Here is a 24,669-nt window from a genome sequence, read left to right on the forward strand (position 1 = left end):
TACCCACATAGCACAACCCAAAGTCCGGCGAAAAAGATCAGTTTAAGGATCGGCGTAAACCGGCGCGGACCTGTATCAATTTCCAAATTCAAAAAACTCCACTTACAACTTGTAGTGCCAAGAATAGACTTCACCCAAACTTCTCTGCAATCCTCATCTTGCCCACTGAATGCCGGGTGACGCCAATTGCCGCGCCTCTTTCTCCACATAGCAGTAGGGTGTGAGAGATCATGCACTCCACCAACCTTCTTGTCTCTATGTCAGCATCTGATACGATCTGGCATCGGAGGCCCATCATGCCCAACGTTTATCTGACCAAACAGATGCAATGGTGAACCGCGAAGTGAAGCGCGAGAAGCTGGTGAAGCAACATGCTTCCAAGCGCGCAGCACTGAAAGCGGTGATCAACGACCAAGCGAAACCGGTGGATGAGCGCTTCAAAGCGACCATCAAACTGGCAGAGCTGCCCCGCAACTCGTCGGCTGTCCGTTTGCACAATCGGTGCCAACTGACCGGTCGTCCGCATGCGTATTATCGCAAGCTCAAACTCTCGCGCATCATGCTGCGTGATCTCGCCTCGTTCGGCCAGATCCCCGGCATGGTCAAGTCGAGCTGGTAAGGAGGTCGCCAAATGATGATGAACGATCCTATCGGCGACATGCTTACCCGTATCCGTAACGCGCAAATGCGTGGCAAATCGACCGTGTCGACCCCTGCCTCGAAGCTGCGCGCCTGGGTTCTGGACGTGCTCGTAAGCGAAGGTTACATCCGCGGTTTCGAGCGCGCCAAGACCGACAACGGTCAGGGCGAGCTGGTGATCAGCCTGAAGTACTTCGAAGGCGTGCCTGTGATCCGCGAAGTGAAGCGCGTGTCCAAGCCCGGCCGTCGTGTGTACATGTCGGTCAAGGAAATTCCGTCCGTGCGTAACGGTCTCGGGATCTCCATCGTGTCCACGCCGAAAGGCGTGATGTCAGATGCAAATGCGCGCGCAGCCAATGTTGGCGGCGAAGTGCTTTGCACCGTGTTCTGAGGAGGGTGGCATGTCTCGTATCGGCAAAAAACCCGTAGAACTGATCAAGGGCGTTTCGGCGTCCGTATCAGGTCAAACCATCGAAGTGAAAGGTCCGAAAGGCACCCGCAGCTTCACCGCAACCGACGACGTGACGCTCACGATCGACGAAGGCAGCATCAAAGTGACCCCGCGTGGCACTTCGAAGCGTGCGCGTCAGCAGTGGGGCATGGCGCGGTCGATGGTTGAAAACCTCGTCACTGGCGTCACCGCTGGTTTCAAGAAAGAGCTGGAAATTCAAGGCGTGGGTTACCGCGCTGCGATGGCTGGCAACATCCTGAAACTGTCGCTCGGCTACAGCCATGAAGTCAACTTCGCCGTTCCAGCCGGGGTCACCGTGACCTCGCCGAAGAACACTGAAATCATTGTGGAAGGCATTGACCAACAGCTCGTTGGTCAGGTCGCTGCGAACATCCGCGAATGGCGCAAGCCCGAGCCCTACAAGGGCAAAGGCATCCGCTATAAGGGCGAGTTCGTGTTCCGCAAAGAAGGCAAGAAGAAGTAAGGGACACAATCATGGCAAACACCAAGAGAGACCTGTTCCTCAAGCGCCGTCAGCGCGTTCGGAACAAAATCAAAGCGACTTCGCATGGGCGCCTGCGCCTGTCCGTTCACCGCTCGAACAAAAACATCAGCGTGCAGCTGATCGACGATGTGAAGGGCGTCACCATCGCCTCCGCCTCCACGCTGGAGAAGGAATTCGGTGTGGTCGGCAAGAACAACGTCGAAGCAGCGACGAAAATCGGTTCGGCAATCGCCGAGCGGGCCAAAAAGGCCGGTGTTGAAGTGTGCTACTTCGACCGCGGCGGTTTCCTCTTTCACGGTAAGATCAAGGCTTTGGCCGAGGCTGCCCGTGAAGGTGGATTGCAGTTCTGAGGAGTTGAAAAATGGCAGAACGTGATAACCGTCGGGACAATCGTGGTGGCAATGATCGCCGCGATAACCGGCCGGAAGAAACCCCGGAATTCGCTGACCGTCTGGTCGCGATCAACCGGGTGTCGAAAACCGTTAAGGGCGGCAAACGCTTTGGCTTTGCAGCACTTGTGGTAGTCGGCGACCAAAAGGGCCGTGTCGGCTTCGGCAAGGGCAAGGCTAAGGAAGTTCCGGAAGCGATCCGCAAGGCGACCGAGCAGGCAAAGCGCCAGCTTATTCGCGTGCCGCTGAAAGATGCCCGCACCCTGCACCACGACATGGAAGGCCGTCATGGCGCCGGTAAAGTGGTAATGCGGACGGCTGTTGCCGGTACTGGCATCATCGCCGGTGGTCCGATGCGCGCTGTGTTCGAAATGTTGGGCCTGCAAGACGTGGTGGCAAAGTCCATCGGCTCGCAGAACCCCTACAACATGATCCGCGCCACCATCGACGGGCTGAAGTCGGAAACCTCTCCTCGTCAAGTCGCGGCACGCCGTGGCAAGAAAGTGGCAGAGATCCTGAACAAGCCCGCCGCTGAAGTTGTGGAGGCTTGAACATGACCGACACCGTGAAGAAAACCATCGTGGTCAAGCAGGTGGCTTCGGCCGCCCGCCGCCCGGCAAAACAGACCGCGACCCTGAAAGGTCTTGGCCTGAACAAAATGAACCGCACCCGCGAGCTGGAAGACACCCCTTCCGTGCGCGGCATGGTCAACAAGATCTCGCATCTTGTGACGATCATCGAAGAGCGCGGCTGATCGCTGCACCTTCGGGTTAAACAAAAACGCCCCGCCGAAAGGTGGGGCGTTTTGCTATTAGCGGGGCACGTTGTTACAAAAGCCGAGAGGCACGGCAGACTTTCTGATGATACCTAACGGCGGGTATGATGTGAATTTCACGCATATCTCGGCACCAGCATAGCTTTCGATCAGCATGTCATGAAGCGGAACCATCCACTCTTGGCCTTCGACAGATACCCGCAGCGTTGCGACCGCACCTTTGCTAGACGATAAGCCATACTGCGCCATCACAGTGCCACGGTGAAAGCTAATCTCGCCAAAAAGGATAAGAATGGCGTAAATACCAAGGATGCCTACAAATATTGGGAGAACCAAGTAGCGGGACATTTTCTTGGTTTTATCGGCGTTCTCTTTTCTGATCATTTCAAATTTACTCGTGTTGAACATGCAGGCGTTGGGTGGGGTTACTGCGTAAACCGAAACGCCTCACAAAACCGCACCAGCCGCGCGTTGGTCTTGTCCTGCAAGGCCCAACCCCAAGCCTCATCCAACACCACCTGAGCCGCCTCAATCCGCTCGCCATCCCGCTCGCCATGCACCTTAGCATCGCCGTGGAACAAACTGCCCCGCACGTCCTGAACGACCAAAAAGAAATCCGAAACCGAATTCACCGCCCGCGCCTTTTTCCAAGACACTTCCCTGTCACGGTCAACCTTCAACAACCGAGGTGGGACATTGAACAGCACCTGAACCTCTGGCAACGCCCGGCAATGCGCCAGAAACCCATCGCCCAAATCGCCCGCAAACCCCGCCCAACCGGCCTCCGCCGAGGTGCCGGGCTTTTCATATTTCAAATACCCCGCCAGCTTCAGCGCATATTCAAACCGCGCAAAAGTCGCGACCAAGCTGCCCCATTCGTTCTTGAACAGCAGCTTAATCCCCGCCCGATAATTGGTATCCACCGCCATGACAGCCCCCGTGCAAAACAACCCGCAGATACGCAGGATTTGCGGGGGGAGTCTAGTTGGGTAGGCGGTCCGAGGGCATCGCTTTCGCATGTAGGCAAAAACCTGACGTTCTATCTTTGCGACCGCATCCGTGTTAACGATTATTAACGTTCTATTAACCTTTGTTAACGTAGGTGTTCGATGCGAGTTCTTTCTATCATGGGATTCTTGTTTCTGCCATCTGTCGGCGTTGCGGCAACAGCACAAACCCCCATGATCGCGTCCTCTGGACACCAGCAGGTCGAACATGGTGGTGGCTGCCGCAAAAGTTCACCTCCAGGGCAATGTTGTCATATGCAGAAATCAACGGGCAAGGTGCATTGCCACTAAGTCTGTAGGCTTACGGCTCGGATTGTAAGCCACCACTTGATCCCCACCCGCATCCCCTCTATACGCGCCCGATGCCTCACCTATCGGCATAAGAATCACAAACAGCCGCGTTGCTCTTGCCCGTCGCAGGCAAGGGCTTTCCGGCATAGGAGTATGCGACATGAAATTGAATGAACTGCACGACAATCCCGGTGCAACCAAAAAGCAAAAGCGCGTGGCGCGTGGTCCGGGTTCGGGCTCGGGTAAAACCGCTGGCCGTGGTATCAAGGGTCAGAAATCGCGTTCGGGCGTCGCTATTGGCGGCTACGAGGGCGGCCAGATGCCTCTGTACCGTCGTCTGCCGAAGCGTGGCTTCAACAAGCCGAACCAGGATCGCTTTGCCGTGATCAACCTCGGCCTGATCGAGAAATTCATCGGCCTCGGCAAACTCGACGCCAAAGTTGAGATCACCGAGGATATGCTGGTGGACGCGGGCCTCACCGGTCACAAGCGCGACGGCATCCGTATCCTGAACAAAGGTTCGATCACCACTGCGGTCAAACTGAACGTCACTGGCGCATCCGCAGCCGCTGTTGAAGCCGTTGCAGCCGCTGGCGGCACCCTGACCGTGGCACCGACCTTGGAAGCTTTCACCAAAGCGGTCCGCAAAGCATAACTAACGCCTTGTGAGCAGTCGACAGACCGCTTACATCGGCTTATGTTTCCCGCACCGCCGACCGGAAACGGTTTGGCGGCGCTTCCCATATCGGGCTTACGCAGAAAGAACTGGGCATGGCTTCAGCTGCCGAACAGATGGCCGCGAACCTCAGCTGGGGTACGCTTGGCAAGGCGACGGATCTCCGTAGCCGGATTTTCTTCACCATTGGCCTGTTGATGGTCTACCGCTTGGGCACCTATGTGCCGGTTCCGGGCATTGATGGCACGCAGCTGCGCCATTTCATGGATAATGCGGGGCAGGGCATCGGCGGTATGCTGTCGATGTTCACCGGTGGAGCCATCAAGCGGATGGGTATCTTTGCCTTGGGGATCATGCCCTATATCTCGGCCTCGATCATCATCCAGCTTTTGGCGTCGATGATTCCGGCGCTGGAGCAGATGAAGAAAGAAGGCGACGCGGGCCGCAAGAAGATGAACCAGTGGACGCGCTACGGCACAGTCTGTCTGGCGATCCTGCAAGGCTTCGGCATCGCTAAGTCTATTGAGGCAGGTGGGCTCGCCCATACGCCTGGCATGTATTTCGTGGTCTCCTGCGTGATCACTCTGGTCGCGGGCACGATGTTCCTGATGTGGCTGGGTGAGCAGATCACCGCGCGCGGCATCGGCAACGGCACTTCGCTGATCATCTTCACCGGCATCGTCGCTGAGATTCCGCACGCTTTGGCACAGTTCTTCAGCCAAGGCCGCGCGGGCGTGATCTCGACCCCAGTGATCCTGGGTGTGTTGGTGATGGTCGTCGGCGTGATCGCCTTTGTGGTGTTCATGGAACGCGCCTTGCGCAAGATCCATATCCAATACCCCCGCCGTCAAGTCGGCATGAAGGTCTATGATGGCGGCTCAAGCCATTTGCCGATCAAGGTCAACCCGGCAGGCGTGATTCCGGCGATCTTTGCCTCGTCCTTGCTGCTGCTGCCGACCACGATAGCAACCTTTTCGGGTGCCAATACCGGTCCGATCATGTCGACGATCTTGGCGTATTTCGGCCATGGTCAGCCGCTCTACCTGCTGTTCTTCGTTTCGATGATCGTGTTTTTCGCGTATTTCTACACCGCGAACGTGGCGTTCAAAACCGATGAAGTGGCCGACAACCTGAAGAACCAGAACGGCTTTATCCCCGGCATCCGCCCCGGCAAGAAAACCGAGGAATATCTCGATTACGTCGTCAACCGCATCTTGGTGTTGGGCGCGGCTTACTTGGCACTCGTCTGCTTGCTGCCGGAAATCTTGATCAGCCAGTTCTCGATCCCGTTCTACTTCGGCGGCACCTCGGTGCTGATCGTGGTGTCGGTGACGATGGATACGATCAACCAGATCCAGTCGCATCTACTGGCGCATCAATACGAAGGCCTGATTGAGAAATCGCAACTGCGCGGCAAAAAGCGCAGCACGGCCAACCGTCCGCCCGCGCGGCGGTGATCGGGCTATGACTTCAGGCCCGGCGCACCCCGCCGGGCCTTTTCTTTGACAGAAAGGCGACCCATGGCAAATATCATCCTCCTCGGGCCACCCGGCGCTGGTAAAGGCACCCAAGCCAAGCGTCTGGTGGATGAGCGCGCCATGGTGCAGCTGTCCACGGGCGATATGCTGCGCGAGGCCAAGACCTCTGGCACCGAGATGGGCCGTCTGGTTGCCGAGGTGATGGACAAGGGCCACCTTGTCACCGATGATATCGTGATCGGGCTGATTGAGGAAAAGCTGCAAACCCATGCGCCGGGCGGCTATATTTTTGACGGCTTTCCCCGCACGCTGAAACAAGCCGATGCCTTGGGCGAGCTGATGGCGCGCGTTGGTGAGACGCTGGATGCGGTGATCGAGATTAAGGTCGATGATGAGGCGCTGAAGGCCCGTATCGTCGGCCGCTACACCTGTGGCAACTGTGGGGCCGTCTACCACGACACCAACCACCCGACCAAGCTGGCGGGCATCTGTGACGTCTGCGGCAGCCACGATATGAAGCGCCGCGCCGATGACACCGAAAATGCGCTGCGCACCCGGATGCTGGCCTATTACCGCGATACCTCGCCGTTGATCGGCTATTATTACGCCAAGGGGCAGCTGTCGGCGGTGGATGGCTTGGCGGAAATGGACGCGGTTGCGGGCGCTATCGCCAAAGTTCTTGACAAAGCGTAACTAACTTGCCTGCAGCCCTTGACGATATGGTCAAAAGCCCATAAAGCACGGCGTCCCGCAGCGGAATCGCTTGCGGGATTCCTTATTTGTTAAGGATTCGAATCGCCCTCCGGTTTCGGCCTTGGTTTGGACTTTGGGGCGGTGTTGTGAAAAAAGGTTCTGGCACTACGGAACCGCAACCATGAAGGAATACACGTTTGGCACGTATTGCTGGCGTTAACATCCCGACCGCGAAACGGGTTCCGATCGCGCTCACCTATATCACCGGCGTTGGCCCGCATATCGCAGAGCAAATCTGTGCATCTGTTGGCATCGACCGCGCCCGTCGCGTCAACCAGCTTTCGGATGCCGAAGTGCTGCAGATCCGCGAATACATCGACGCAAACGTCACGGTTGAAGGCGACCTGCGCCGCGAAACCTCGATGAACATCAAGCGTTTGATGGACCTCGGCTGCTATCGCGGCCTGCGTCATCGTAAGGGCCTGCCGGTCCGCGGTCAGCGCACCCACACCAACGCTCGCACCCGCAAAGGCCCCGCTAAGGCCATTGCTGGCAAGAAGAAATAAGAGGGGCGTTTAGATATGGCACGCGATACCAAAGCATCCCGCACGAAGAAAAAAGAACGCAAGAACATCGCCGCTGGCGTGGTTCACGTGAACTCTTCGTTCAACAACACCAAAATCCTGATCTCTGACGTTCAGGGCAACGCGATTTCCTGGTCGTCCTCGGGCACCATGGGCTTCAAAGGCTCGCGGAAATCAACGCCTTACGCGGCGCAAATGGCAGCAGAAGATGCAGGCCGCAAAGCGCAAGAGCATGGCATGAAGACGGTTGAAGTCGAAGTGCAAGGTCCGGGTTCGGGCCGTGAGTCCGCACTGCGTGCTCTGGCCGCAGTTGGCCTGAACGTCACCTCGATCCGTGACGTGACGCCGCTGGCACACAACGGCTGCCGTCCGCCGAAGCGCCGTCGCGTCTAAAGCATCACTACAGGTCGGGTCGTGCGATGTCTGCACGGCCCGATTTCTGCATTTCTGAACCTCGGGCGTCCTCTGCTTAGGACATGAGCAGAAGACAAGTATGGAGGCGGTCACATGATCCACAAAAATTGGCTAGAACTGATTAAACCGACGCAGCTGGTCGTGAAGCCGGGGGCCGATGCACAACGCACCGCCACCGTGTTCGCTGAACCGCTGGAGCGCGGCTTTGGCTTGACCTTGGGCAACGCGCTGCGCCGCGTGCTGATGTCGTCGCTGCAAGGCGGGGCGATCACCTCGGTGCAGATCGACAACGTGCTGCACGAATTCTCCAGCGTGGCTGGCGTGCGTGAAGACGTCACCGACATCGTGCTGAACCTGAAAGGCGTTTCGATCAAGATGGATGTGGATGGGCCGAAGCGCCTGTCGATTTCCGCCAAAGGGCCGGGCGTTGTTACAGCTGGCGACATCTCGGAAACCAACGGCATCGAAATCCTGAACAAAGACCACGTCATCTGCCACCTCGATGACGGCGCTGACGTGTTCATGGAACTCACCGTGAACACCGGCAAAGGCTATGTCGCCGCTGACAAAAACCGCCCGGAAGATGCGCCGATCGGTCTGATTCCGATCGACGCAATCTATTCGCCGGTCAAGAAAGTGTCCTACGAAGTCACCCCGACCCGCGAAGGTCAGGTGCTGGACTATGACAAGCTGACGATGAAAATCGAAACCGACGGCTCGCTGACCCCGGAAGACGCTGTGGCTTACGCCGCGCGCATTCTGCAAGATCAGCTGGCTGTGTTCGTCAACTTCGACGAGCCGGAAGCTGCTGGCAAAGGCGTCGAAGATGCTGGCCTTGAGTTCAACCCGCTGCTGCTGAAGAAAGTTGACGAGTTGGAATTGTCTGTTCGTTCGGCAAACTGCCTGAAGAACGACAACATCGTCTACATCGGCGATCTGATCCAGAAAACCGAAGCAGAAATGCTGCGCACCCCGAACTTCGGCCGCAAATCCTTGAACGAAATCAAGGAAGTGCTGTCGGGCATGGGTCTGCATCTGGGCATGGAAGTCGAAGACTGGCCGCCGGAAAACATCGAAGATCTGGCCAAACGCTTCGAAGACCAGTTCTAAGAATTAGGGGCGGGGGCAACCTCGCCCAACTATAAATGCCCGGACTGCCGGGGAAAATATGGGCGCAAGCCCCAAGGTGAGCGGGACCAATCGTAGGCCCTGCCGGACAAAGTAAAACACGCGAATAGGAGATTCCAATGCGTCACGCCAATGGTTACCGCAAGCTTAACCGCACCCATGAACACCGCAAAGCGATGTTCGCCAACATGGCCGGGTCCTTGATCGAGCACGAGCAGATCAAAACCACTCTGCCGAAAGCCAAAGAACTGCGCCCGATCATCGAAAAGCTGATCACCCTTGCCAAGCGCGGCGACCTGCACGCCCGTCGTCAGGCGCATTCGCAACTGAAGCAAGACATCCACACCGCGCGTCTGTTCGAAATCCTCGGCCCGCGCTATCAGGATCGTCAGGGCGGTTACGTCCGCGTGCTGAAAGCCGGTTTCCGCTATGGCGACATGGCACCGATGGCGATCATCGAATTCGTTGATCGTGACCCGAACGCGAAAGGTGCAGCCGACCACGCCCGCACCGCCGCCGAGGATGCGTTTGAGGCGTAAGCCCACCGCAAACCCCCTTAAAAACCCGCCCTAACCGGCGGGTTTTTTCATATCTATCAAGAGCCATCGCGCGGGTTGACGTTGGGTTAACCGCAAGGGCGAAGGCCAATTTTCAAACGTTGCTTCCCTTCGCATCCATTCTGCTGATTGATGGTAAATTGGAAATAGCATGTTGCTGATCCGAGTATAGTAGCCACCCTCCGAACTGCCTAAAGTTGTAAATGAATCGAGAGATCGAAGAAACATGTCAGTAAAGCTAGGTATAGATGTCGAGTTACACCAACTTTCGCTTATGGCTCCTGCGGGTTACTTCGTCGGGCTCCATATCCGTTTCACAGCGCCCTTGTTCACCTTTCAGACCTATGACCAGCGCTGGCTCGACTACTACACCGAAAAAGGCTACGTCCTGCGCGATCCAATGGTAGCCTGGGGCTTCAGTGCCACAGGCACCATCCGTTGGAGCGATAGTGCCCTGCCAGACCCGTTTGGCCTGTTCACCGAGGCCGCAAGGTACGGTCTGAACTATGGCGCCACAGTTGCCTGTGGCCCGGTCAAATCACGATCCATTGCCTCATTTGCGCGGGCTGACCGCGAATTCGAGGATCATGAAATTGCAGCCATCGCCACCATTGTGCACCGGCTGCATGACGTGACAGAGCCACCCGAAGAGCTGACCAAGGCTCAGATCGAGGCTCTGCGCTGTATCGCTGGGGGGGACCGGTTTACTGCCGCTGCGGCGAAACTGGGTATATCAGAAAGTGCGCTTAAAGCGCGTATCACATCAGCGCGCGTGCGCTTGATGGCGCGCACCACAGCCGAGGCCATTCAACGCGCAAAGGATTATCGGCTGATCTGACAACCCCCTCCGCGATGTTCCGACTGCCATCTGAACATAACGGAGACCACAATGCTCACCACCACACTGTCTTTTGCCAACCTCCACAACCATGGAGAGCTGTTCGCGAATATGCTTCGCGCCCGGCGCGAGTTATTCATCGTCCATAACAAATGGGACCTGCCCGAGGCTTTGGGGATGGAATACGATCAGTACGACACCCCGGCCAGCCGCTGGGTGGTCGTGCATGATGATCAGGGCCGGGTTCTGGCGGGCAACCGTCTGACGCCCACCACCGCAAAATGCGGTATCTACAGCTATATGATCCGCGACGCGCAGCGCGGTTTGCTGGATACGATTCCGGCCAACCTATTGACCGATGAAGCCCCCGTGGGCGATCACATCTGGGAATCGAGCCGCCTGTTCGTCGCCCATGACGTGCCATCCTCGATCCGCCGCCGCGTCCACGCGCAGCTGATCGCCCAACTCGGCGACACCGTGCGCAGCCTGGGGGCGACGCATTGCCTGACCCTGCTCGCGGCCACTTGGCCCCGTTGGGCCGATCGCGTCGGCGTCAAGATGAAGGCGATGGGCCCGGTGATGGAAATCGACGCCATCGACAACCAAGTGGTCGAGATGGATTTCAGCCTGACCAAGCACTGACCAAACCTGCGGCGGCCTATGGGGAGCAGGGCCGCCCGCAGCCCCCGATATCACGCAGCGGGGCAGGTGGAAGTGGTGACGAAACTGCCCCTATGCGGTGGGATATGATGACTCGTGGTGGCGTGGGTCAGCTATGTGGGACGGAGCTGTCATTGGCAGTGCTTTACTCTGCCAAACAAAAGGTGAAGGTTGGGGCAGGATGGTCTCGTCGATAGGCTGCCGATTTCCTTGGAGTCACCAATGAATCACCTGTTCCTAACGACCTATGACTGGGTTCCAGACATGCCGCGCGGCTTTGTGCGCGACTTAAGGGTGCGTTGGGCGTTAGAAGAGGCTGGCTTGCCCTATCGCGTCGAAAGCACACCCTTCAGGGACCGGCAGCCTGCACATTTGGCTCATCAGCCCTTCGGTCAGATACCTTGGTTGACTGATGGCGAGCTCACGATTTTCGAGAGCGGTGCGATCCTTCTGCACCTGGGCGAGCTCAGCGAGATACTAATGCCTACCCATCCGCGAGGCCGCAGCGAAGTCAAAGAATGGCTTTTTGCCGCACTAGCATCGGTTGAGGCAGCAAGTCAGCCATGGTCTTTCTTCAAGTTTTCCGGTGAGACCGGCGAAACGCCGATGTGGAAGTTTTTCGACGATTTTCTGACCCACCGGCTAGCGCATATGGAAACGGTGCTTGCTGGGGGTGAATGGCTGGCTGGGCGCTTCTCGGTGGCTGACATCCTCATGGCGGATGTGCTGCGTCTCGTCGACCGGTTTGAAGGCTTGGCAGACTATCCCGCCTGTCGAGATTACGTTGTGCGGGCCACGGAAAGACCAGCCTTCCAAAAGGCGCATGTGGATCAGATGGCGCATTTTGCTGCAGCTGATTGAGCAAAGTCGACACTCGATGCGTGCTGCTATCAAATCGGAGGTTTGATGAAGGTCTGGTTTGGGCTCAAATGAGGTTTCTCCAATCAGCTGCCCCAAGGCAATCTCCTCCGCCCGCTTGAGCCAGTTCCCCCGCCCCAACAGCTTGGGCGCAATCCGCCTTCCCCCGCTCCGCTTTGCCGCGTAAACTCCCCGCATGTCAGACCTTTTCGACACCCCCGGAAAACCCGTGCCAGAGGCCCCGCGCCCTTTGGCGGATCGCCTACGCCCGCGCACGCTGTCCGAGGTGATTGGTCAAGGTCATGTCCTCGGCCCCGATGGCCCCTTAGGCGCGATGATCGCCGCCCACAGCCTGTCGTCGCTGATCCTCTGGGGCCCGCCCGGCGTCGGTAAAACCACCATCGCGCGCCTGCTCGCCCATGAATCCGACCTTGCCTTCGTGCAAATCTCCGCGATCTTCACTGGCGTGCCTGACTTACGCAAAATGTTCGAATCCGCCAAAATTCGCCGCCAAAACGGCCAAGGCACCCTGCTTTTTGTCGATGAAATCCATCGTTTCAACAAAGCCCAGCAAGACGGCTTCCTGCCCTATATGGAAGATGGCACCATTCTTCTGGTCGGTGCCACCACCGAAAACCCCAGTTTCGAGCTCAATGCCGCGCTCTTGTCCCGCGCCCAAGTCATCATCCTTGAACGCCTCAACTTGACCGACCTGGAACTGCTCGCCCAACGCGCCGAGAAAGACCTGAACCGCGCCCTCCCGCTCAACGGCGATGCCCGCGAAGCGCTGATTGAGATGGCCGACGGCGATGGCCGCGCTTTGCTGAACCTGATCGAACAAATCACCGCGTGGAAACTCGACAAACCGCTGACTCGCGACCAACTCGCCACCCGCCTGATGCGCCGCGCCAGCAAATACGACAAATCCGGCGAAGAACATTACAACCTAATCTCGGCCCTGCACAAATCGGTGCGCGGATCGGACCCCGACGCCGCCCTCTACTGGTTTGCCCGCATGCTGGAGGGCGGCGAAGACCCGCGCTTTCTCGCCCGCCGCATCACCCGCATGGCCGTCGAAGACATCGGCCTCGCCGACCCGCAAGCCCAGCAAATCTGCCTCGAATCCTGGAACACCTACGAACGCCTCGGCTCTCCCGAAGGCGAACTCGCCCTCGCGCAAGCCCTCGTCTATCTCGCCCTCGCCCCCAAATCGAACGCGGTCTACACAGCCTACAAAGCCGCCCGCGCGAGCGCCCGCGAAACCGGCAGTCAACCGCCCCCTTTGCACATCCGCAACGCCCCCACCAAACTGATGAAAGACATCGGCTACGGCGCGGGCTACGCCTATGATCACGACGCCGAAGACAGCTTCTCCGGCCAAAACTATTTCCCCGACGACATGAAGCGCCCGATCTACTACACCCCACCCGAGCGCGGTTTTGAGCGTGAGTTGAAAAAACGCATCGACTATTTCGTCAAACTCCGCGCCAAAAGAAACGACAGCTAGCCGTTTCATCTTGGCCTAAATATCCCCCGCGGAGCGTCCCACACCCGCCGATCCGCCGCCCTATCAAGCCTCCGCGCCCCCGCCTTAGCGAAAAGCGCGCGCCAGCAAGCGCTGAGCGGCAGTTGACAAATCCCCCGCCTGCGCCCAATGAAACCTGATGTTCTACACGCTCTCCCAAGTCGCCCTCGGCGGCGCCATTGGCTCGGTTTTGCGCCACCTGTGCATCTCGACCCTCGGCGCACCTTGGGCCACCGCCCTCGTCAACATCGCGGGCAGCTTCGTCATGGGCATCTTTTTCGTCACCCTTAGCCGCACGTCCCTATCGCCCCTGCTGATGACCGGCGTGCTTGGGGGCTTCACCACCTTCTCCGCCTTCAGCCTCGACACCCTAAAACTCTGGCAATCCGGCCAAATCCCGCAGGCCGCAGCCTATATGCTGGCCTCCGTCACCCTCTCTCTCATAGCCGTCGCCCTTGGCGCAGCCCTAGCCCGTGGAGCCCTCGCATGAGCGACGTTCAACTGATCACTGTCACCGAAGACGAAGGCGAGCAACGCCTCGACCGCTGGTTCAAGCGACGTTTTCCGCAAGTCACCCAAGGCCATGTCGAAAAGATGTGCCGTACCGGGCAAGTCCGCGTGGACAGCTCGCGTTGCAAGGCGTCGGATCACGTCGCCCCCGGCCAGACCATCCGCATCCCGCCGTTGCCCGATGCCGCAGCCCCGGTTGCCCGCCGCGCGGGCAGCTATTCCGCCGCCGACGAGAAAATGATCCAGAACGCCGTGCTGTGGAAGGATGAGCATATCATCATCCTCAACAAGCCCCCCGGCCTGCCGTCGCAAGGCGGCTCCGGCCAAGGCGACCGCCATGTTGATGGCCTGACCGAAGCCCTGAAGTTCGGCTACAAAGAGCGCCCCAAACTGGTGCATCGCCTCGATAAAGACACCTCGGGCCTGTTGATGCTCGCCCGCACCGACCGCGTGGCGCGTGCGCTCAGCGAAGCCCTGCGCCACCGTCTCACCCGCAAAATTTATTGGGCCGCCGTCGCGGGCGTGCCGCACCCGCGCAAAGGTTCGATCAAATACGGGCTGCAAAAATCCGGCGGCGGTCGTCACGGCGACGAAAAGATGATCTGTATCCACCCCGCGAAAATGGCCGAACACCCCGATGCCAAACGCGCCCAGACCGATTATTTCACCCTGTGGTTCCTCGGATCCCGCCTGTCGTGGATGGCGCTGGAGCCCGTCACTGGCCGCACTCACCAGTTGCGCGCCCATATGGCCGAGATCGGCCATCCGATCTTGGGCGACAGCAAATACGGTGTCTCGGGCACCGAAAACATGGGTGACGGATGGGGCGCCAGCATCGGCGGCGATATCAGCCGCAAACTGCATCTGCACGCCCGCATGTTGACCATCGAACACCCGATCCTGAAAAAAATGATGACCTTCACAGCACCACTGCCCGAGCATATGGCCCGCACGTGGAAGACCCTTGATTGGGGCGAAAACCAAGTGCCCGCCGATCCGTTCTCGGGTGCTGAATGAGCGCTTGGACGGCAAAACGTTTTTGGAAACAAGCCATTGCAGGGCCCTGCGACGGCGGTTTCACCGTAACCCTTGATGGCCGGGCGGTCAAAACCCCGGCCAAGCGCCTGCTGGTTCTGCCGACAATGGCGATGGCCGAAGTGATTGCCGCCGAATGGGATGCCCAACAAGGCCGCGTCAAACCCGAAACCATGCCCGCCACCCGCGCCGCCAATTCTGCCATCGACAATGTCGCGATCCAATTCGTCGCCGTCGCGCATGACCTTGCCCGCTACGGCGAAACTGATCTGCTCTGCTACCGCGCCACTGGCCCGCAAGAACTGATCGACCGTCAGGCTGACGCATGGGACCCACTGCTGGCTTGGTCCGCCGCCGCCCTGCGCAGCCCCCTGATCGCCACCGCTGGCGTGATGCATATCCGGCAGCCGGAAGCTTCCATCGCCAAACTGACGGCGCAGGTCCATGCCTTCACCCCATTTCAACTCGCCGCCGTGCATGATCTGATCGCGATTTCAGGCTCGCTGATCCTCGCCCTTGCGGTGACCCGAGGTCGCCTGTCGTTGGACGAGGCATGGTCGTTAAGCCGAATCGACGAGACGTGGCAGAACGAACTCTGGGGCGTCGACGAAGATGCGGCGGCGTTAGAATCGCTTAAACGGCAGGCACTGGCCGAAGCGGCACGATTCTTCGTATTGTGCGGGTAACAATCTTCTCCCATCTTGCCGCTTCTTTGCACATTCTGTCTGTCTGACTGCCCCAAAGCGTTATGATAGCGCTAAAATCCGTTATATTGGCAGTTTTGCTTGACCGATTGCATCGCTATGTCCGAGTATCACTGACACTGGCGGCGCTTGCCGTCACTCGGGAAGGCACCTGTAACTTGTGCAGGGCATATAACCTTCGCCCGAAAAACGGGCGGAAACCAGGAAGAGGTAAGAATGAAAAAATCCGTATTCTTCGGCGCACTTGCGGCCACCACGGTCCTTGCGGGCGCGGCATTTGCCGGCACGCTCGATGACGTGAAAGCCCGCGGCGAGCTGATCTGCGGCGCGAACGTCGGTCTGACCGGCTTTGGTGCCCCGGATGCAACCGGCGCTTACGTCGGCTTCGACGTTGATCTGTGCAAAGCCATTGCCGCTGCCGTTCTGGGCGACGCTGCCAAAGTGAAATACGTCCCCACCACCGGTGAGACCCGCTTCACCGCTCTGGCTTCCGGCGAAGTTGACGTTCTGGTGCGGAACTCGACCTGGACCTTCTCGCGCGACACCGACCTGAAGTTCGATTTCGTCGCGGTGAACTACTATGACGGCCAAGGCTTCATGGTGAAAAAAGAGCTGGGCGTGTCCTCGGCGAAAGAACTTGATGGCGCCACCGTCTGTATCCAGACTGGCACCACGACCGAGCTGAACTTGGCTGACTTCTTCAAAGCCAACAACATCTCCTACACCCCAGTCACCGTCGGCGACGATTCGGAAGCTTTGCGCCAGTATGACGCCGGTGCTTGCGACGCCTACACCACTGACGCCTCGGGCCTCGCTGCGTCGCGCGCTTCGCTGGCAAACCCGGCTGACCACATCATCCTGCCAGAAATCATCTCGAAAGAGCCGCTCGGCCCGGTCGTACGTCATGGCGACAACAACTGGGGCGATATCGTCCGTTGGACCTATTACGCGCTGCTCGAAGCTGAAGAAAAAGGCATCACCAAAGCCAATATCGACACCGTTGGCGCATCGACCACCGACCCGGAAGTCAAGCGTCTGCTTGGTCTTGAAGGCGACATGGGCGCGATGATGGGTCTCGACAAGGAATGGGCCAAGCGCGCCATCGCCGCGTCCGGCAACTACGGCGAGATCTTTGAAGCCAACATCGGCACCTCGACCCCAATCGGTCTGGCACGCGGCCTGAACGCATTGTGGACCCAAGGCGGTCTGCAATACGCTCCGCCGTTCCGGTAATCTGACCTGACCATTCGGGCGCGGGGAAATCCGCGCCCGTTTCACCTTGATCCGGCACATCACCTGACCGCAGGGGACCACCCCAAACGACCGGCAAAAGCCCGGCAGCGGCAGGGCAGGGGGAATACATATGACGCTCGCGACCGAGCCACCGAAAGCAAACTTTCGGTTGGGCATGCTGATTTACGACACCCGCTACCGCAGCTACACCATCCAAGTGATCGTTCTGATCCTGTTCGCGCTGGGTGTGGCGTGGTTGGCCAACAACACCATCGTGAACCTTGCGGCCAAGGACAAAGACATCAACTTTGGCTTCCTGTGGAACCGCGCAGGCTATGACATTGATCAACACCTGATCCCCTACACCAACGACGACAGCCACTTCCGCGCTTTGCTGGTCGGGTTGTGCAACACCCTCGTCGTCGCCTTGGTCGGCTGTATCCTGTCGACCATCCTCGGCGTGATCATCGGCGTGCTGCGGCTGTCGAAAAACTGGCTCGTCGCCCGTTTGATGACCGTCTACATTGAGATCTTCCGCAACGTCCCTCTGCTGCTCTGGATCATCCTCGTCTATGTGGTGTTCTCAGAGACCCGGCCCGAGCCGAAAGCCTTCAAACTCGTCGAAGGCCAAACCTCTGCCGCGCATATGAATTTCTTCGACACCATCGCTGTGACCAACCGTGGCACCAACGTACCCCTGCCGCTGCTGACCAATCCGCTGCCGACCGTGCATCTGGGCTTCATGCCGATCAGCCTGTCACTGATCGCCGTCATCGCGGTGATTGCGGCCTCGATCTACGCCAATATCCTGCTGCGCCGCCGCACCAAAGTCATCCAAGAAGCCACCGGTATCCGCCCCACGATCTGGTGGAAATCCGTGCTGATCCTGTTCGTCCCGGTCGTAGCCCTGCTGTTCGCCATGGGCCTGCATTGGGAATATCCGGTGTTCAAAGGCTTCAACTTCAAGGGCGGCATCAACATCGCCCATTCCTTCACCGCTCTGACCATCGCGCTGACGCTCTACTACGCCTCGGTGATCGCCGAAACCGTCCGCGCTGGCATCCAAGCCATCAGCCGTGGCCAGTCCGAAGCCTCCGCTGCCCTCGGCATCCGCCCCGGTCGCACCATGAGCCTCGTGATCCTGCCGCAAGCCCTGCGCGTCATTATCCCGCCGCTGATCTCGCAATATCTCTCGCTGACCAAGGATACCTCGCTTGGCATTGCCGTCAGTTACCTCGATCTGCGCGGTACTTTGGGCGGCATCACCCTAAACCAGACCGGGCGCGAGCTGGAATGTATGACCCTGATGATGTTGATCTATTTGATCATCAGCCTGATCATCTCTGCGGTGATGAACGCCTATAACGCCTCTGTCAAACTGAAGGAGCGTTAAGATGTCTCTCTCTTACATCCGCAAAGACATGCTTGCCCCGCAGGCCCCACCCATTTCGCAAAGCGGCGTAATCCGCTGGGTGCGTGATAACCTGTTCAAGGGCCCATTCAACACCATCCTGACGTTGCTTGCGATCTGGACGCTCTATCAACTGATCGCCCTGTCGTGGCCTTGGCTCGCCAATGGGGTATGGAGTGACGCCAACTCGATGGCCGATTGCCGCAAAATCGTCGCCGCAAGCGCGGGCCCCGATGCTTCGGGTGCCTGCTGGGCGATGATCCGTGAACGTTGGTCGCAGTTCATCTTCGGCTTCTACCCGCCCAGCCTGTGGTGGCGTCCGATCCTCGCCTTCGGTCTGCTGTTTGTCGCCCTCGCCCCGGTGCTGTATTCTGACAACAAAAGCGCGATGTCGAAACTCTGCGGCGTGGTCGGAGCCCTCACCGTGCTCTGCCTGATCGGCGCAGATGGTTTCTCGTTCCACACCGTGCTTGCCATCGCCCTAATGGCCGCCCTCACCGCCCTCGCCGCGATCAAACCGCGCCTGTTGCTGATCGTCACCCTGCTGTTCCCCTTCGTCGCGCTTTGGCTGCTCTGGGGCGGTTCGATCTGGGGCCCGATCACCGCCCTTTTGGGCTTCACCGTTATGGTCGTGATCTATGGCCTCGTAGCCCCCAAACTGGGGCCGGTGATGGGCGCCAGCATCGGCTTTATTGCCGCCTGCCTGTGGTGGTTGTTCCTGCAATCCTATGTGTCTGAGGCTTGGCAAGCGCTGCTTCCGTTCCAGCTCACCTACGTCAACTCCGACAAATTCGGTGGCTTCCTGTTGGCCTTCGTGATCGGCGTCTCATCCATCTCGATCTCGCTGCCCTTGGGCATCCTGCTCGCCCTCGGTCGCCGTTCCGACATGTTCCTCGTCAAAACCCTCTCGGTCGGCTTCATCGAATTTGTCCGCGGCGTGCCCTTGATCACCATGCTGTTCACCGCATCTTTGCTGCTGCAATACTTCCTGCCGCCGCAAACCAAGTTCGACCTGATCCTGCGCGTCGTCATCCTCGTCACCATCTTCTCGGCCGCCTATAACGCCGAAGTGGTGCGCGGCGGCCTCGCCGCCCTGCCACGCGGCCAGTATGAAGCTGCCGACGCTTTGGGTCTGGATTACTGGCAGGCGCAGCGGCTTATCATTATGCCGCAAGCGCTGAAAATCTCGATCCCCGGCATCGTGTCGACCTTCATCGGCCTGTTCAAAGACACAACGCTGGTGTCCTTCGTCGGCCTTGCCGATCCGCTGCGCGGCATCACCACCATTGTGCGCGCCGACATCGCGTGGAAGGGCATCTACTGGGAGCCCTACATCTTCGTCGGCGCAATCTTCTTTATCGTCTGCTTCGGCATGTCCCGGTACTCGATGTATCTGGAGAACAAGCTGAAGACTGATCACCGCTAAATCAAGGACTTACATCATGGCAGACCCCGCAATCGACCGCAGTAAGATGCAAATCTCTGACGAGGTGGCAATTCAAATCACCAATATGAACAAGTGGTATGGCACCTTCCATGTGCTGCGCGACATCGACATGACGGTGAACAAGGGCGAACGTATCGTCATCTGCGGCCCCTCCGGCTCGGGTAAATCCACCCTGATCCGCTGCATCAACCGACTAGAGGAACACCAGCAGGGCCAGATCATCGTCGATGGCACAGAACTGACCTCTGATCTGAAGAACATCGACAAGGTGCGCTCGGAAGTCGGCATGGTGTTCCAGCACTTCAACCTGTTCCCGCATCTGACCATCCTTGAGAACCTGACGCTGGCCCCAATCTGGGTCCGCAAGGTGCCGAAAAAAGAAGCCGAAGAAACCGCGATGTATTTCCTGCATAAGGTGAAAATTCCCGAGCAGGCGCGTAAATACCCTGGCCAACTCTCGGGCGGCCAACAGCAGCGCGTCGCCATCGCCCGCTCGCTCTGCATGAAACCCCGCATCATGCTGTTCGACGAGCCGACCTCGGCTTTGGACCCCGAGATGATCAAAGAAGTGCTCGACACCATGATCTCTCTCGCCGAAGAAGGCATGACCATGCTGTGTGTGACGCACGAAATGGGCTTCGCCCAAGCCGTCGCCAACCGGGTGATCTTCATGGACCAAGGCCAAATCGTCGAGCAAAACGAGCCGCGCGAGTTCTTCAACAACCCGCAGTCGGAACGCACCAAGCTGTTCCTGTCGCAGATTCTCGGGCACTGACACCACCCAACACAAACAAAAAGGCGCCCCTCCCTGGGCGCCTTTTTCGTTAACAATTCCTTACCGTCAAAACCTAACCGATTGATCTAGCGATAATCTCTAAGAGGTCCCAACTCGGGACCTCCCTAAACCACCATCTCGCGCGGGATAACAAAATCCACCGTCACGCCTTGGCCCAGATCAATCTGATCCCAAGCATCGACCGCGAAATCAACGACCAGTGTCGCCCCCGTCGGATAGCGGCCAAACTCCGCATTCAGTGGGGCCTTCGCCACCAACTTCTCGGCAAACTCGGCAATCCCCGGATTGTGCCCGATCATCATCACCACATCCGCCTGCGCGTGCTTCAAAACCGCCAGCATCACATCCACCCCGGCGTGATACAGCGCGGGCTTCAACTCCATCAACGGAGTTGCAGGCAAAGCCGGTGCAATCCCCGACCAGGTCTGCCGGGTCCGCACCGCATCCGAGCACAGAACCTTCTGCGGCACATACCCGCGCGAGGCCAGCCACTGCCCCAAATCCGCCGCCGCCGCCTTCCCCCGTTCATTCAAAGGCCGGTCGTGGTCCGGCGTAAGTGGATCATCCCAAGCAGACTTGGCGTGGCGAGTCAAAATTAGGCGTTTCATGTGTGGAATGTTCCCATGTGATAAGCCGAGTGTTCCGCCAGTCTTGCATAGCCTTGCGATACCGGGCAAGCCCGTCGCACAGCGCAACCGTAATTCATACAATCTCCGCCACTTGGCCCGCTCAAATAGGCGCGACAGGCAGGCACATCATAGCCCGCCCTATCCAAAGCCCCCACCGGACAGGCCGACACACAAGGCCGCGCACATTCCTCACAAGGCGACACCGCCACCGGAACTTCCACAAGCTGCTTCAAAGCCAGCGCGCCACGAAACGACACCATCAAGCCCTGTTCTGCCTGCACCAGCAACCGCACCGGGCTGTCCCACACCCGCCCGGTCCTAAGCGCCCATTGGTAAAACGGATGATAGGGCGCGCCGCCAAACGGAAACAGTGCCTTCGCGCCCAGATCACATGCCATCCGCCCAATCACCCGCCGCGACCAGCGGTCAATCGGATCAGCCTTACCTGCTGAAACATAGTCCAGCCACTCCGGCTGGCTTTTCACATGCGCCCAATACCCCGGCTCCAAAGGCCCGAGCAGCAGAACCGAGCGTGTCCCCGCAGGCAACCCAGCCTCATCCTCACAACAAAACCCGCCCAACACTGCCAGATGATGCCGCGCCGCCAAGTCCTCAATCGCGCTTAACGAAACGGCAGCCACAGGCTCCACCCCAATCGCGCCGGTTTCTCGTCTTGCCATTGCAGCCCCACCACCATGCCCTGATGCCCCGCCGCAGGTTGCGCCCGATAGGTCCGAAAGATCCTGTCCCAAACCGACAAGGCAAAGCCAAAATTGCTGTCATGCTCGGCCCGCACCACCGAATGATGCACCCGATGCATGTCTGGCGTCACCAAAACCAACCGCACCACTGCGTCCAACCACACAGGCAGCCGCAGATTGGCATGGGTGAACAACGCCATGCCATTGAGCAAAATCTCAAACACCACCACTGCCACCGCTTGCGGCCCCAAAGCATAGATCAGCCCGATTTTCAGCGCCATCGAGGCTAAAATCTCCACCGGATGAAACCGCAAAGCCGTGGTCACATCCATATCGCGGTCGGCATGGTGCATCCGGTGAAACCGCCAGAACAACGGCACCTTATGCGTCAACCAATGCTGCGCCCAAATCGCAAAATCCAACACGAGCAGAGCGATCAACACCTCAACCCACAGCGGCCACGCCACCCGATTCAGCACACCCCAACCCATTGACCACGCATCCACAGCCGCGCCGACTGCCAGAAACGGCAAAGCCATCGACAGCGCCCGCAAAGCCAGCGTGTTCAACACCGTTATCGACAGATTGGTAAGCCAGCGCCGCCCGCGCCCCAGCACCCGCTTGCGTTTTGGCGCTAAAGCCTCCAGCCCGGCAAAAACCACAAACAGGCTCAGAAATACTGATAATCGCAGTAAAACTTCATATTGCATCGCAGCCTCCGTCAAGCAGCCTAGGCTGACAAAATGCGAAGGCAAGCGCTTTCACATTGGCTCACATATCCCCGCTGGAGGCTCTTTTGGCTGGCAATAGTTGCCTCCGGCGGGGATATTTAGACCAGTATGAAAGCCCTTAGCGCTTCACATGCGGCTTGACGCGCGGCGTGCTGGAGCGAATTTGCGAGCCCGCGCCGTGATCGGTGAACAGTTCCAACAGGCAGGCATTGGGAATCCGCCCGTCGAGAATCGTCACCGCCCGGGTGCCTGCCTCAATCGCCGCAAGCGCGGTTTCAGTTTTCGGGATCATCCCGCCCGAGATCACCCCATCCGCCGTCATCTGCCGGATTTCTTCCGGCGTGATCTGGGTCATTACCTCGCCTGCGGCGTTTTTCACCCCCGGCACATCGGTCAACAACAGCAAACGATCGGCCTGCAACGCCCCGGCAATCGCCCCTGCGGCGGTGTCGCCATTGACGTTGAACGTCTCATTATCTGCCATCCCGGTGGCGACCGGAGCGACCACGGGAATAATCCCCGCATTGTACAAATCGCGCAAAACCTGCACGTTCATCTCCACGGGACGGCCAACAAACCCGAGTTCAGGATCATCGGCGACGCAAACCATCAGGTCATCATCCTTGCCGGAAATCCCCACCGCGCGTCCGCCCGCGTCCATGATCGCCTGCACGATGCGCTTGTTGACCAGACCCGACAGGACCATCTCAACGACCTGCACCGTCGCCTTGTCGGTCACCCGTTTGCCGCGCACGAATTCCGATTTGATGCCCAGTTTGGCCAGCATTTCGTTGATCATCGGCCCGCCGCCATGCACCACAACCGGGTTCACCCCAACCTGCCGCATCAGCACCACATCGCGGGCAAACTCTGCCATCGCGGCATCATCGCCCATCGCATTGCCGCCAAATTTCACCACCACCACCGCGCCCTCAAAGCGTTGCAGATAGGGCAGGGCCTCGGACAGCATCTTGGCGGTGTTGATCGCATCACTCATGGTCAGGGTCTGCTTTTGCATGGGGAAGACTCCAGGATTTTTTGCCTGATAGCCCCTTTAGCCCCCCCTGCCAAGCAAAGCTTTTGTGTCTGGGCAGAGGTTAATTTCCCGTAAACGGCCCCCCGCTAAGTGATTGAAATGATGTAAGCTGAGCCGGTGTCCACGCGCGGACAGGCTTGCAATCGCCCCGCAATGCCCTAGCTTGAGCCCCAGCCAAGGAGGCCATGATGCCCGAGCAGAAAACCCTCGTCCTGACCGGAGCCAGCCGGGGAATCGGCCACGCCACCGTCAAACGTTTCGGGGCAGAAGGCTGGCGCGTGCTGACCTGCTCGCGCCACCCCTTCGATCCGCGCTGCCCGTGGCCGGGTGGGGAAGAAAACCACATTCAGATTGATCTGGCTGACCCCAACAAAACCATCGCCGCGATGGAGACAATCAAGGCCAAGCTGAACGGAAAACTCCACGCCCTCGTCAACAATGCCGGAATCTCTCCAAAAGGTGAGGGTGGCAAACGGCTGAACACCCTAGAGACCGATCTGCGGACATGGGGCCAAGTCTTCCACGTCAACTTCTTCGCAAGCGTGATCCTCGCCCGCGGCCTGCAAACCGAACTCGCCGCCGCAAAAGGCTCGGTGGTGAACGTCACCTCGATTGCGGGAAGCCGGGTGCATCCCTTCGCGGGTGCCGCCTATTCCACGTCGAAAGCCGCGCTGGCGGCGCTCACCCGCGAGATGGCCCACGATTTCGGTCCCCTCGGCGTGCGGGTCAACGCGATTGCTCCGGGAGAGGTGGAAACCGCGATCCTCTCGCCCGGCACCGATAAAATCGTAGATCAACTGCCGATGCGCCGCTTGGGTCAACCGAAAGAGGTTGCCGACGCGATCTGGTTTCTGTGTTCCGAGCAGTCGAGCTATATCTCAGGCACCGAGATCCAGATCAACGGCGGCCAGCACGTCTGACACCGGAATTCGCGCGAATTCCGGCACGATTTCTGCGCAGAAATCGCC

The 24,669-nt window shown here is 58.8% G+C and carries 31 protein-coding genes; 25 read left to right on the plus strand and 6 right to left on the minus strand.

Annotated features, from left to right (window positions below):
* Window positions 1–328 precede the first annotated feature (328 nt).
* Genes rpsN through rpmD form a run of 6 tightly spaced genes read left to right on the plus strand, consistent with a single transcriptional unit; the run spans window position 329 to window position 2,738 of the window.
* Window positions 329–619, plus strand: coding sequence for a 30S ribosomal protein S14 (rpsN, locus tag AKV04_RS10190; RefSeq protein ID WP_054006331.1), 291 nt, complete (start codon window positions 329–331; stop codon window positions 617–619).
* 12 nt (window positions 620–631) lie between these two features.
* Window positions 632–1,030, plus strand: coding sequence for a 30S ribosomal protein S8 (gene rpsH, locus AKV04_RS10195; protein WP_156317466.1), 399 nt, complete (start codon window positions 632–634; stop codon window positions 1,028–1,030).
* Window positions 1,031–1,040: 10 nt separating this feature from the next.
* Window positions 1,041–1,574 (plus strand): 50S ribosomal protein L6, encoded by a 534-nt coding sequence (rplF, locus tag AKV04_RS10200; protein WP_054006332.1) that lies wholly within the window; start codon window positions 1,041–1,043, stop codon window positions 1,572–1,574.
* Window positions 1,575–1,585: 11 nt separating this feature from the next.
* Entirely contained in the window at window positions 1,586–1,945 is a 360-nt protein-coding gene (gene rplR, locus AKV04_RS10205; protein ID WP_054006333.1) for a 50S ribosomal protein L18, read from the plus strand.
* A gap of 11 nt (window positions 1,946–1,956) precedes the next feature.
* Window positions 1,957–2,535, plus strand: a complete 579-nt coding sequence (gene rpsE / locus AKV04_RS10210) for a 30S ribosomal protein S5 (protein WP_054006334.1) — start codon at window positions 1,957–1,959, stop codon at window positions 2,533–2,535.
* A gap of 14 nt (window positions 2,536–2,549) precedes the next feature.
* On the plus strand, window positions 2,550–2,738 hold the full coding sequence (gene rpmD, locus AKV04_RS10215) for a 50S ribosomal protein L30 (protein WP_054006382.1): 189 nt from the start codon (window positions 2,550–2,552) through the stop codon (window positions 2,736–2,738).
* A 57-nt stretch (window positions 2,739–2,795) separates the two neighbouring features.
* Here rpmD and AKV04_RS10220 read toward each other — a convergent pair whose 3' ends face one another.
* The gene (locus AKV04_RS10220) at window positions 2,796–3,143 is read right to left on the minus strand and encodes a hypothetical protein (RefSeq protein WP_156317467.1); all 348 of its coding nucleotides are present in this window, start codon (window positions 3,141–3,143) and stop codon (window positions 2,796–2,798) included.
* A gap of 41 nt (window positions 3,144–3,184) precedes the next feature.
* Window positions 3,185–3,688: a hypothetical protein gene (locus AKV04_RS10225; RefSeq protein WP_156317468.1), complete on the minus strand. Its 504-nt coding sequence runs from the start codon at window positions 3,686–3,688 to the stop codon at window positions 3,185–3,187.
* Window positions 3,689–4,217: 529 nt separating this feature from the next.
* Between AKV04_RS10225 and rplO the strand changes: the two genes are divergently transcribed.
* The 18 genes from rplO to AKV04_RS10315 all read left to right on the plus strand — a co-directional run bounded on the left by rplO (window position 4,218) and on the right by AKV04_RS10315 (window position 20,583).
* Window positions 4,218–4,712 carry a 50S ribosomal protein L15 gene (gene rplO, locus AKV04_RS10230; protein ID WP_054006337.1) on the plus strand — a complete coding sequence of 165 codons (495 nt, stop codon included), beginning with the start codon at window positions 4,218–4,220 and terminating at the stop codon, window positions 4,710–4,712.
* Window positions 4,713–4,828: 116 nt separating this feature from the next.
* Window positions 4,829–6,190 carry a preprotein translocase subunit SecY gene (gene secY, locus AKV04_RS10235; RefSeq protein WP_054006338.1) on the plus strand — a complete coding sequence of 454 codons (1,362 nt, stop codon included), beginning with the start codon at window positions 4,829–4,831 and terminating at the stop codon, window positions 6,188–6,190.
* Window positions 6,191–6,253: 63 nt separating this feature from the next.
* Window positions 6,254–6,904, plus strand: coding sequence for an adenylate kinase (locus AKV04_RS10240; RefSeq protein ID WP_054006339.1), 651 nt, complete (start codon window positions 6,254–6,256; stop codon window positions 6,902–6,904).
* 197 nt (window positions 6,905–7,101) lie between these two features.
* On the plus strand, window positions 7,102–7,470 hold the full coding sequence (gene rpsM / locus AKV04_RS10245) for a 30S ribosomal protein S13 (protein ID WP_054006340.1): 369 nt from the start codon (window positions 7,102–7,104) through the stop codon (window positions 7,468–7,470).
* A gap of 15 nt (window positions 7,471–7,485) precedes the next feature.
* The gene (gene rpsK / locus AKV04_RS10250; RefSeq protein ID WP_054006341.1) at window positions 7,486–7,881 is read left to right on the plus strand and encodes a 30S ribosomal protein S11; all 396 of its coding nucleotides are present in this window, start codon (window positions 7,486–7,488) and stop codon (window positions 7,879–7,881) included.
* 114 nt (window positions 7,882–7,995) lie between these two features.
* Window positions 7,996–9,012, plus strand: coding sequence for a DNA-directed RNA polymerase subunit alpha (locus tag AKV04_RS10255; protein ID WP_054006342.1), 1,017 nt, complete (start codon window positions 7,996–7,998; stop codon window positions 9,010–9,012).
* 137 nt (window positions 9,013–9,149) lie between these two features.
* Window positions 9,150–9,569 carry a 50S ribosomal protein L17 gene (gene rplQ, locus AKV04_RS10260; RefSeq protein ID WP_054006343.1) on the plus strand — a complete coding sequence of 140 codons (420 nt, stop codon included), beginning with the start codon at window positions 9,150–9,152 and terminating at the stop codon, window positions 9,567–9,569.
* Between the two features lie 244 nt (window positions 9,570–9,813).
* Entirely contained in the window at window positions 9,814–10,425 is a 612-nt protein-coding gene (locus tag AKV04_RS10265; protein WP_054006344.1) for an autoinducer binding domain-containing protein, read from the plus strand.
* 51 nt (window positions 10,426–10,476) lie between these two features.
* The gene (locus AKV04_RS10270; RefSeq protein ID WP_054006345.1) at window positions 10,477–11,067 is read left to right on the plus strand and encodes an acyl-homoserine-lactone synthase; all 591 of its coding nucleotides are present in this window, start codon (window positions 10,477–10,479) and stop codon (window positions 11,065–11,067) included.
* Between the two features lie 240 nt (window positions 11,068–11,307).
* Entirely contained in the window at window positions 11,308–11,946 is a 639-nt protein-coding gene (locus tag AKV04_RS10275; RefSeq protein ID WP_054006346.1) for a glutathione S-transferase family protein, read from the plus strand.
* Window positions 11,947–12,139: 193 nt separating this feature from the next.
* Window positions 12,140–13,450, plus strand: a complete 1,311-nt coding sequence (locus tag AKV04_RS10280; protein WP_054006347.1) for a replication-associated recombination protein A — start codon at window positions 12,140–12,142, stop codon at window positions 13,448–13,450.
* Between the two features lie 157 nt (window positions 13,451–13,607).
* Complete coding sequence (gene crcB / locus AKV04_RS10285) at window positions 13,608–13,958, plus strand: fluoride efflux transporter CrcB (RefSeq protein WP_054006348.1); 351 nt, start codon at window positions 13,608–13,610, stop codon at window positions 13,956–13,958.
* Window positions 13,955–14,995: an RluA family pseudouridine synthase gene (locus AKV04_RS10290; RefSeq protein WP_054006349.1), complete on the plus strand. Its 1,041-nt coding sequence runs from the start codon at window positions 13,955–13,957 to the stop codon at window positions 14,993–14,995. The genes crcB and AKV04_RS10290 overlap by 4 nt, the downstream gene beginning before the upstream one ends.
* On the plus strand, window positions 14,992–15,699 hold the full coding sequence (locus AKV04_RS10295) for an ATP12 family chaperone protein (RefSeq protein ID WP_054006350.1): 708 nt from the start codon (window positions 14,992–14,994) through the stop codon (window positions 15,697–15,699). Before AKV04_RS10290 ends, AKV04_RS10295 begins: the two co-directional genes overlap by 4 nt.
* 234 nt (window positions 15,700–15,933) lie before the next feature.
* On the plus strand, window positions 15,934–16,950 hold the full coding sequence (locus tag AKV04_RS10300; RefSeq protein WP_054006351.1) for an amino acid ABC transporter substrate-binding protein: 1,017 nt from the start codon (window positions 15,934–15,936) through the stop codon (window positions 16,948–16,950).
* A 130-nt stretch (window positions 16,951–17,080) separates the two neighbouring features.
* Window positions 17,081–18,343 (plus strand): amino acid ABC transporter permease, encoded by a 1,263-nt coding sequence (locus tag AKV04_RS10305; protein ID WP_054006352.1) that lies wholly within the window; start codon window positions 17,081–17,083, stop codon window positions 18,341–18,343.
* A 1-nt stretch (window position 18,344) separates the two neighbouring features.
* Entirely contained in the window at window positions 18,345–19,787 is a 1,443-nt protein-coding gene (locus tag AKV04_RS10310; RefSeq protein WP_054006353.1) for an amino acid ABC transporter permease, read from the plus strand.
* 16 nt (window positions 19,788–19,803) lie between these two features.
* Complete coding sequence (locus tag AKV04_RS10315) at window positions 19,804–20,583, plus strand: amino acid ABC transporter ATP-binding protein (RefSeq protein WP_054006354.1); 780 nt, start codon at window positions 19,804–19,806, stop codon at window positions 20,581–20,583.
* A 125-nt stretch (window positions 20,584–20,708) separates the two neighbouring features.
* On the opposite strand, the gene AKV04_RS10320 is transcribed toward AKV04_RS10315, so the two are convergent.
* From AKV04_RS10320 to argB, 4 genes are all read right to left on the minus strand, one after another.
* Complete coding sequence (locus AKV04_RS10320) at window positions 20,709–21,212, minus strand: SixA phosphatase family protein (protein ID WP_054006355.1); 504 nt, start codon at window positions 21,210–21,212, stop codon at window positions 20,709–20,711.
* The gene (locus AKV04_RS10325; RefSeq protein WP_054006356.1) at window positions 21,209–21,913 is read right to left on the minus strand and encodes a hypothetical protein; all 705 of its coding nucleotides are present in this window, start codon (window positions 21,911–21,913) and stop codon (window positions 21,209–21,211) included. The genes AKV04_RS10320 and AKV04_RS10325 overlap by 4 nt, the downstream gene beginning before the upstream one ends.
* The gene (locus AKV04_RS10330; protein ID WP_054006383.1) at window positions 21,856–22,644 is read right to left on the minus strand and encodes a sterol desaturase family protein; all 789 of its coding nucleotides are present in this window, start codon (window positions 22,642–22,644) and stop codon (window positions 21,856–21,858) included. Before AKV04_RS10330 ends, AKV04_RS10325 begins: the two co-directional genes overlap by 58 nt.
* A 139-nt stretch (window positions 22,645–22,783) precedes the next feature.
* Complete coding sequence (gene argB / locus AKV04_RS10335; protein ID WP_156317474.1) at window positions 22,784–23,662, minus strand: acetylglutamate kinase; 879 nt, start codon at window positions 23,660–23,662, stop codon at window positions 22,784–22,786.
* Between the two features lie 227 nt (window positions 23,663–23,889).
* Here argB and AKV04_RS10340 point away from each other — a divergent pair, with 227 nt between their 5' ends.
* The gene (locus AKV04_RS10340) at window positions 23,890–24,621 is read left to right on the plus strand and encodes an SDR family NAD(P)-dependent oxidoreductase (RefSeq protein ID WP_054006384.1); all 732 of its coding nucleotides are present in this window, start codon (window positions 23,890–23,892) and stop codon (window positions 24,619–24,621) included.
* The last annotated feature ends 48 nt before the right edge of the window (window positions 24,622–24,669 follow it).

It is taken from the genome of Cypionkella psychrotolerans, from assembly GCF_001294535.1.
Classification (GTDB): domain Bacteria; phylum Pseudomonadota; class Alphaproteobacteria; order Rhodobacterales; family Rhodobacteraceae; genus Cypionkella; species Cypionkella psychrotolerans.

Coding starts and splice junctions, on each gene's coding strand:
- AKV04_RS10305 (WP_054006352.1), top strand. CDS start 17,081: ATGACGCTCGCGACCGAGCCACCGAAAGCAAACTTTCGGTTGGGCATG.
- secY (WP_054006338.1), top strand. CDS start 4,829: ATGGCTTCAGCTGCCGAACAGATGGCCGCGAACCTCAGCTGGGGTACG.
- rplO (WP_054006337.1), top strand. CDS start 4,218: ATGAAATTGAATGAACTGCACGACAATCCCGGTGCAACCAAAAAGCAA.
- AKV04_RS10255 (WP_054006342.1), top strand. CDS start 7,996: ATGATCCACAAAAATTGGCTAGAACTGATTAAACCGACGCAGCTGGTC.
- rpsH (WP_156317466.1), top strand. CDS start 632: ATGATGATGAACGATCCTATCGGCGACATGCTTACCCGTATCCGTAAC.
- AKV04_RS10320 (WP_054006355.1), bottom strand. CDS start 21,212: ATGAAACGCCTAATTTTGACTCGCCACGCCAAGTCTGCTTGGGATGAT.
- rplQ (WP_054006343.1), top strand. CDS start 9,150: ATGCGTCACGCCAATGGTTACCGCAAGCTTAACCGCACCCATGAACAC.
- rplF (WP_054006332.1), top strand. CDS start 1,041: ATGTCTCGTATCGGCAAAAAACCCGTAGAACTGATCAAGGGCGTTTCG.
- AKV04_RS10240 (WP_054006339.1), top strand. CDS start 6,254: ATGGCAAATATCATCCTCCTCGGGCCACCCGGCGCTGGTAAAGGCACC.
- rpsN (WP_054006331.1), top strand. CDS start 329: ATGGTGAACCGCGAAGTGAAGCGCGAGAAGCTGGTGAAGCAACATGCT.
- argB (WP_156317474.1), bottom strand. CDS start 23,662: ATGAGTGATGCGATCAACACCGCCAAGATGCTGTCCGAGGCCCTGCCC.
- AKV04_RS10315 (WP_054006354.1), top strand. CDS start 19,804: ATGGCAGACCCCGCAATCGACCGCAGTAAGATGCAAATCTCTGACGAG.
- AKV04_RS10220 (WP_156317467.1), bottom strand. CDS start 3,143: ATGATCAGAAAAGAGAACGCCGATAAAACCAAGAAAATGTCCCGCTAC.
- AKV04_RS10265 (WP_054006344.1), top strand. CDS start 9,814: ATGTCAGTAAAGCTAGGTATAGATGTCGAGTTACACCAACTTTCGCTT.
- rpsK (WP_054006341.1), top strand. CDS start 7,486: ATGGCACGCGATACCAAAGCATCCCGCACGAAGAAAAAAGAACGCAAG.
- rpsE (WP_054006334.1), top strand. CDS start 1,957: ATGGCAGAACGTGATAACCGTCGGGACAATCGTGGTGGCAATGATCGC.
- AKV04_RS10300 (WP_054006351.1), top strand. CDS start 15,934: ATGAAAAAATCCGTATTCTTCGGCGCACTTGCGGCCACCACGGTCCTT.
- rplR (WP_054006333.1), top strand. CDS start 1,586: ATGGCAAACACCAAGAGAGACCTGTTCCTCAAGCGCCGTCAGCGCGTT.
- crcB (WP_054006348.1), top strand. CDS start 13,608: ATGTTCTACACGCTCTCCCAAGTCGCCCTCGGCGGCGCCATTGGCTCG.
- AKV04_RS10330 (WP_054006383.1), bottom strand. CDS start 22,644: ATGCAATATGAAGTTTTACTGCGATTATCAGTATTTCTGAGCCTGTTT.
- AKV04_RS10340 (WP_054006384.1), top strand. CDS start 23,890: ATGCCCGAGCAGAAAACCCTCGTCCTGACCGGAGCCAGCCGGGGAATC.
- AKV04_RS10325 (WP_054006356.1), bottom strand. CDS start 21,913: ATGGCAAGACGAGAAACCGGCGCGATTGGGGTGGAGCCTGTGGCTGCC.
- AKV04_RS10270 (WP_054006345.1), top strand. CDS start 10,477: ATGCTCACCACCACACTGTCTTTTGCCAACCTCCACAACCATGGAGAG.
- AKV04_RS10290 (WP_054006349.1), top strand. CDS start 13,955: ATGAGCGACGTTCAACTGATCACTGTCACCGAAGACGAAGGCGAGCAA.
- AKV04_RS10225 (WP_156317468.1), bottom strand. CDS start 3,688: ATGGCGGTGGATACCAATTATCGGGCGGGGATTAAGCTGCTGTTCAAG.
- AKV04_RS10275 (WP_054006346.1), top strand. CDS start 11,308: ATGAATCACCTGTTCCTAACGACCTATGACTGGGTTCCAGACATGCCG.
- AKV04_RS10295 (WP_054006350.1), top strand. CDS start 14,992: ATGAGCGCTTGGACGGCAAAACGTTTTTGGAAACAAGCCATTGCAGGG.
- AKV04_RS10280 (WP_054006347.1), top strand. CDS start 12,140: ATGTCAGACCTTTTCGACACCCCCGGAAAACCCGTGCCAGAGGCCCCG.
- AKV04_RS10310 (WP_054006353.1), top strand. CDS start 18,345: ATGTCTCTCTCTTACATCCGCAAAGACATGCTTGCCCCGCAGGCCCCA.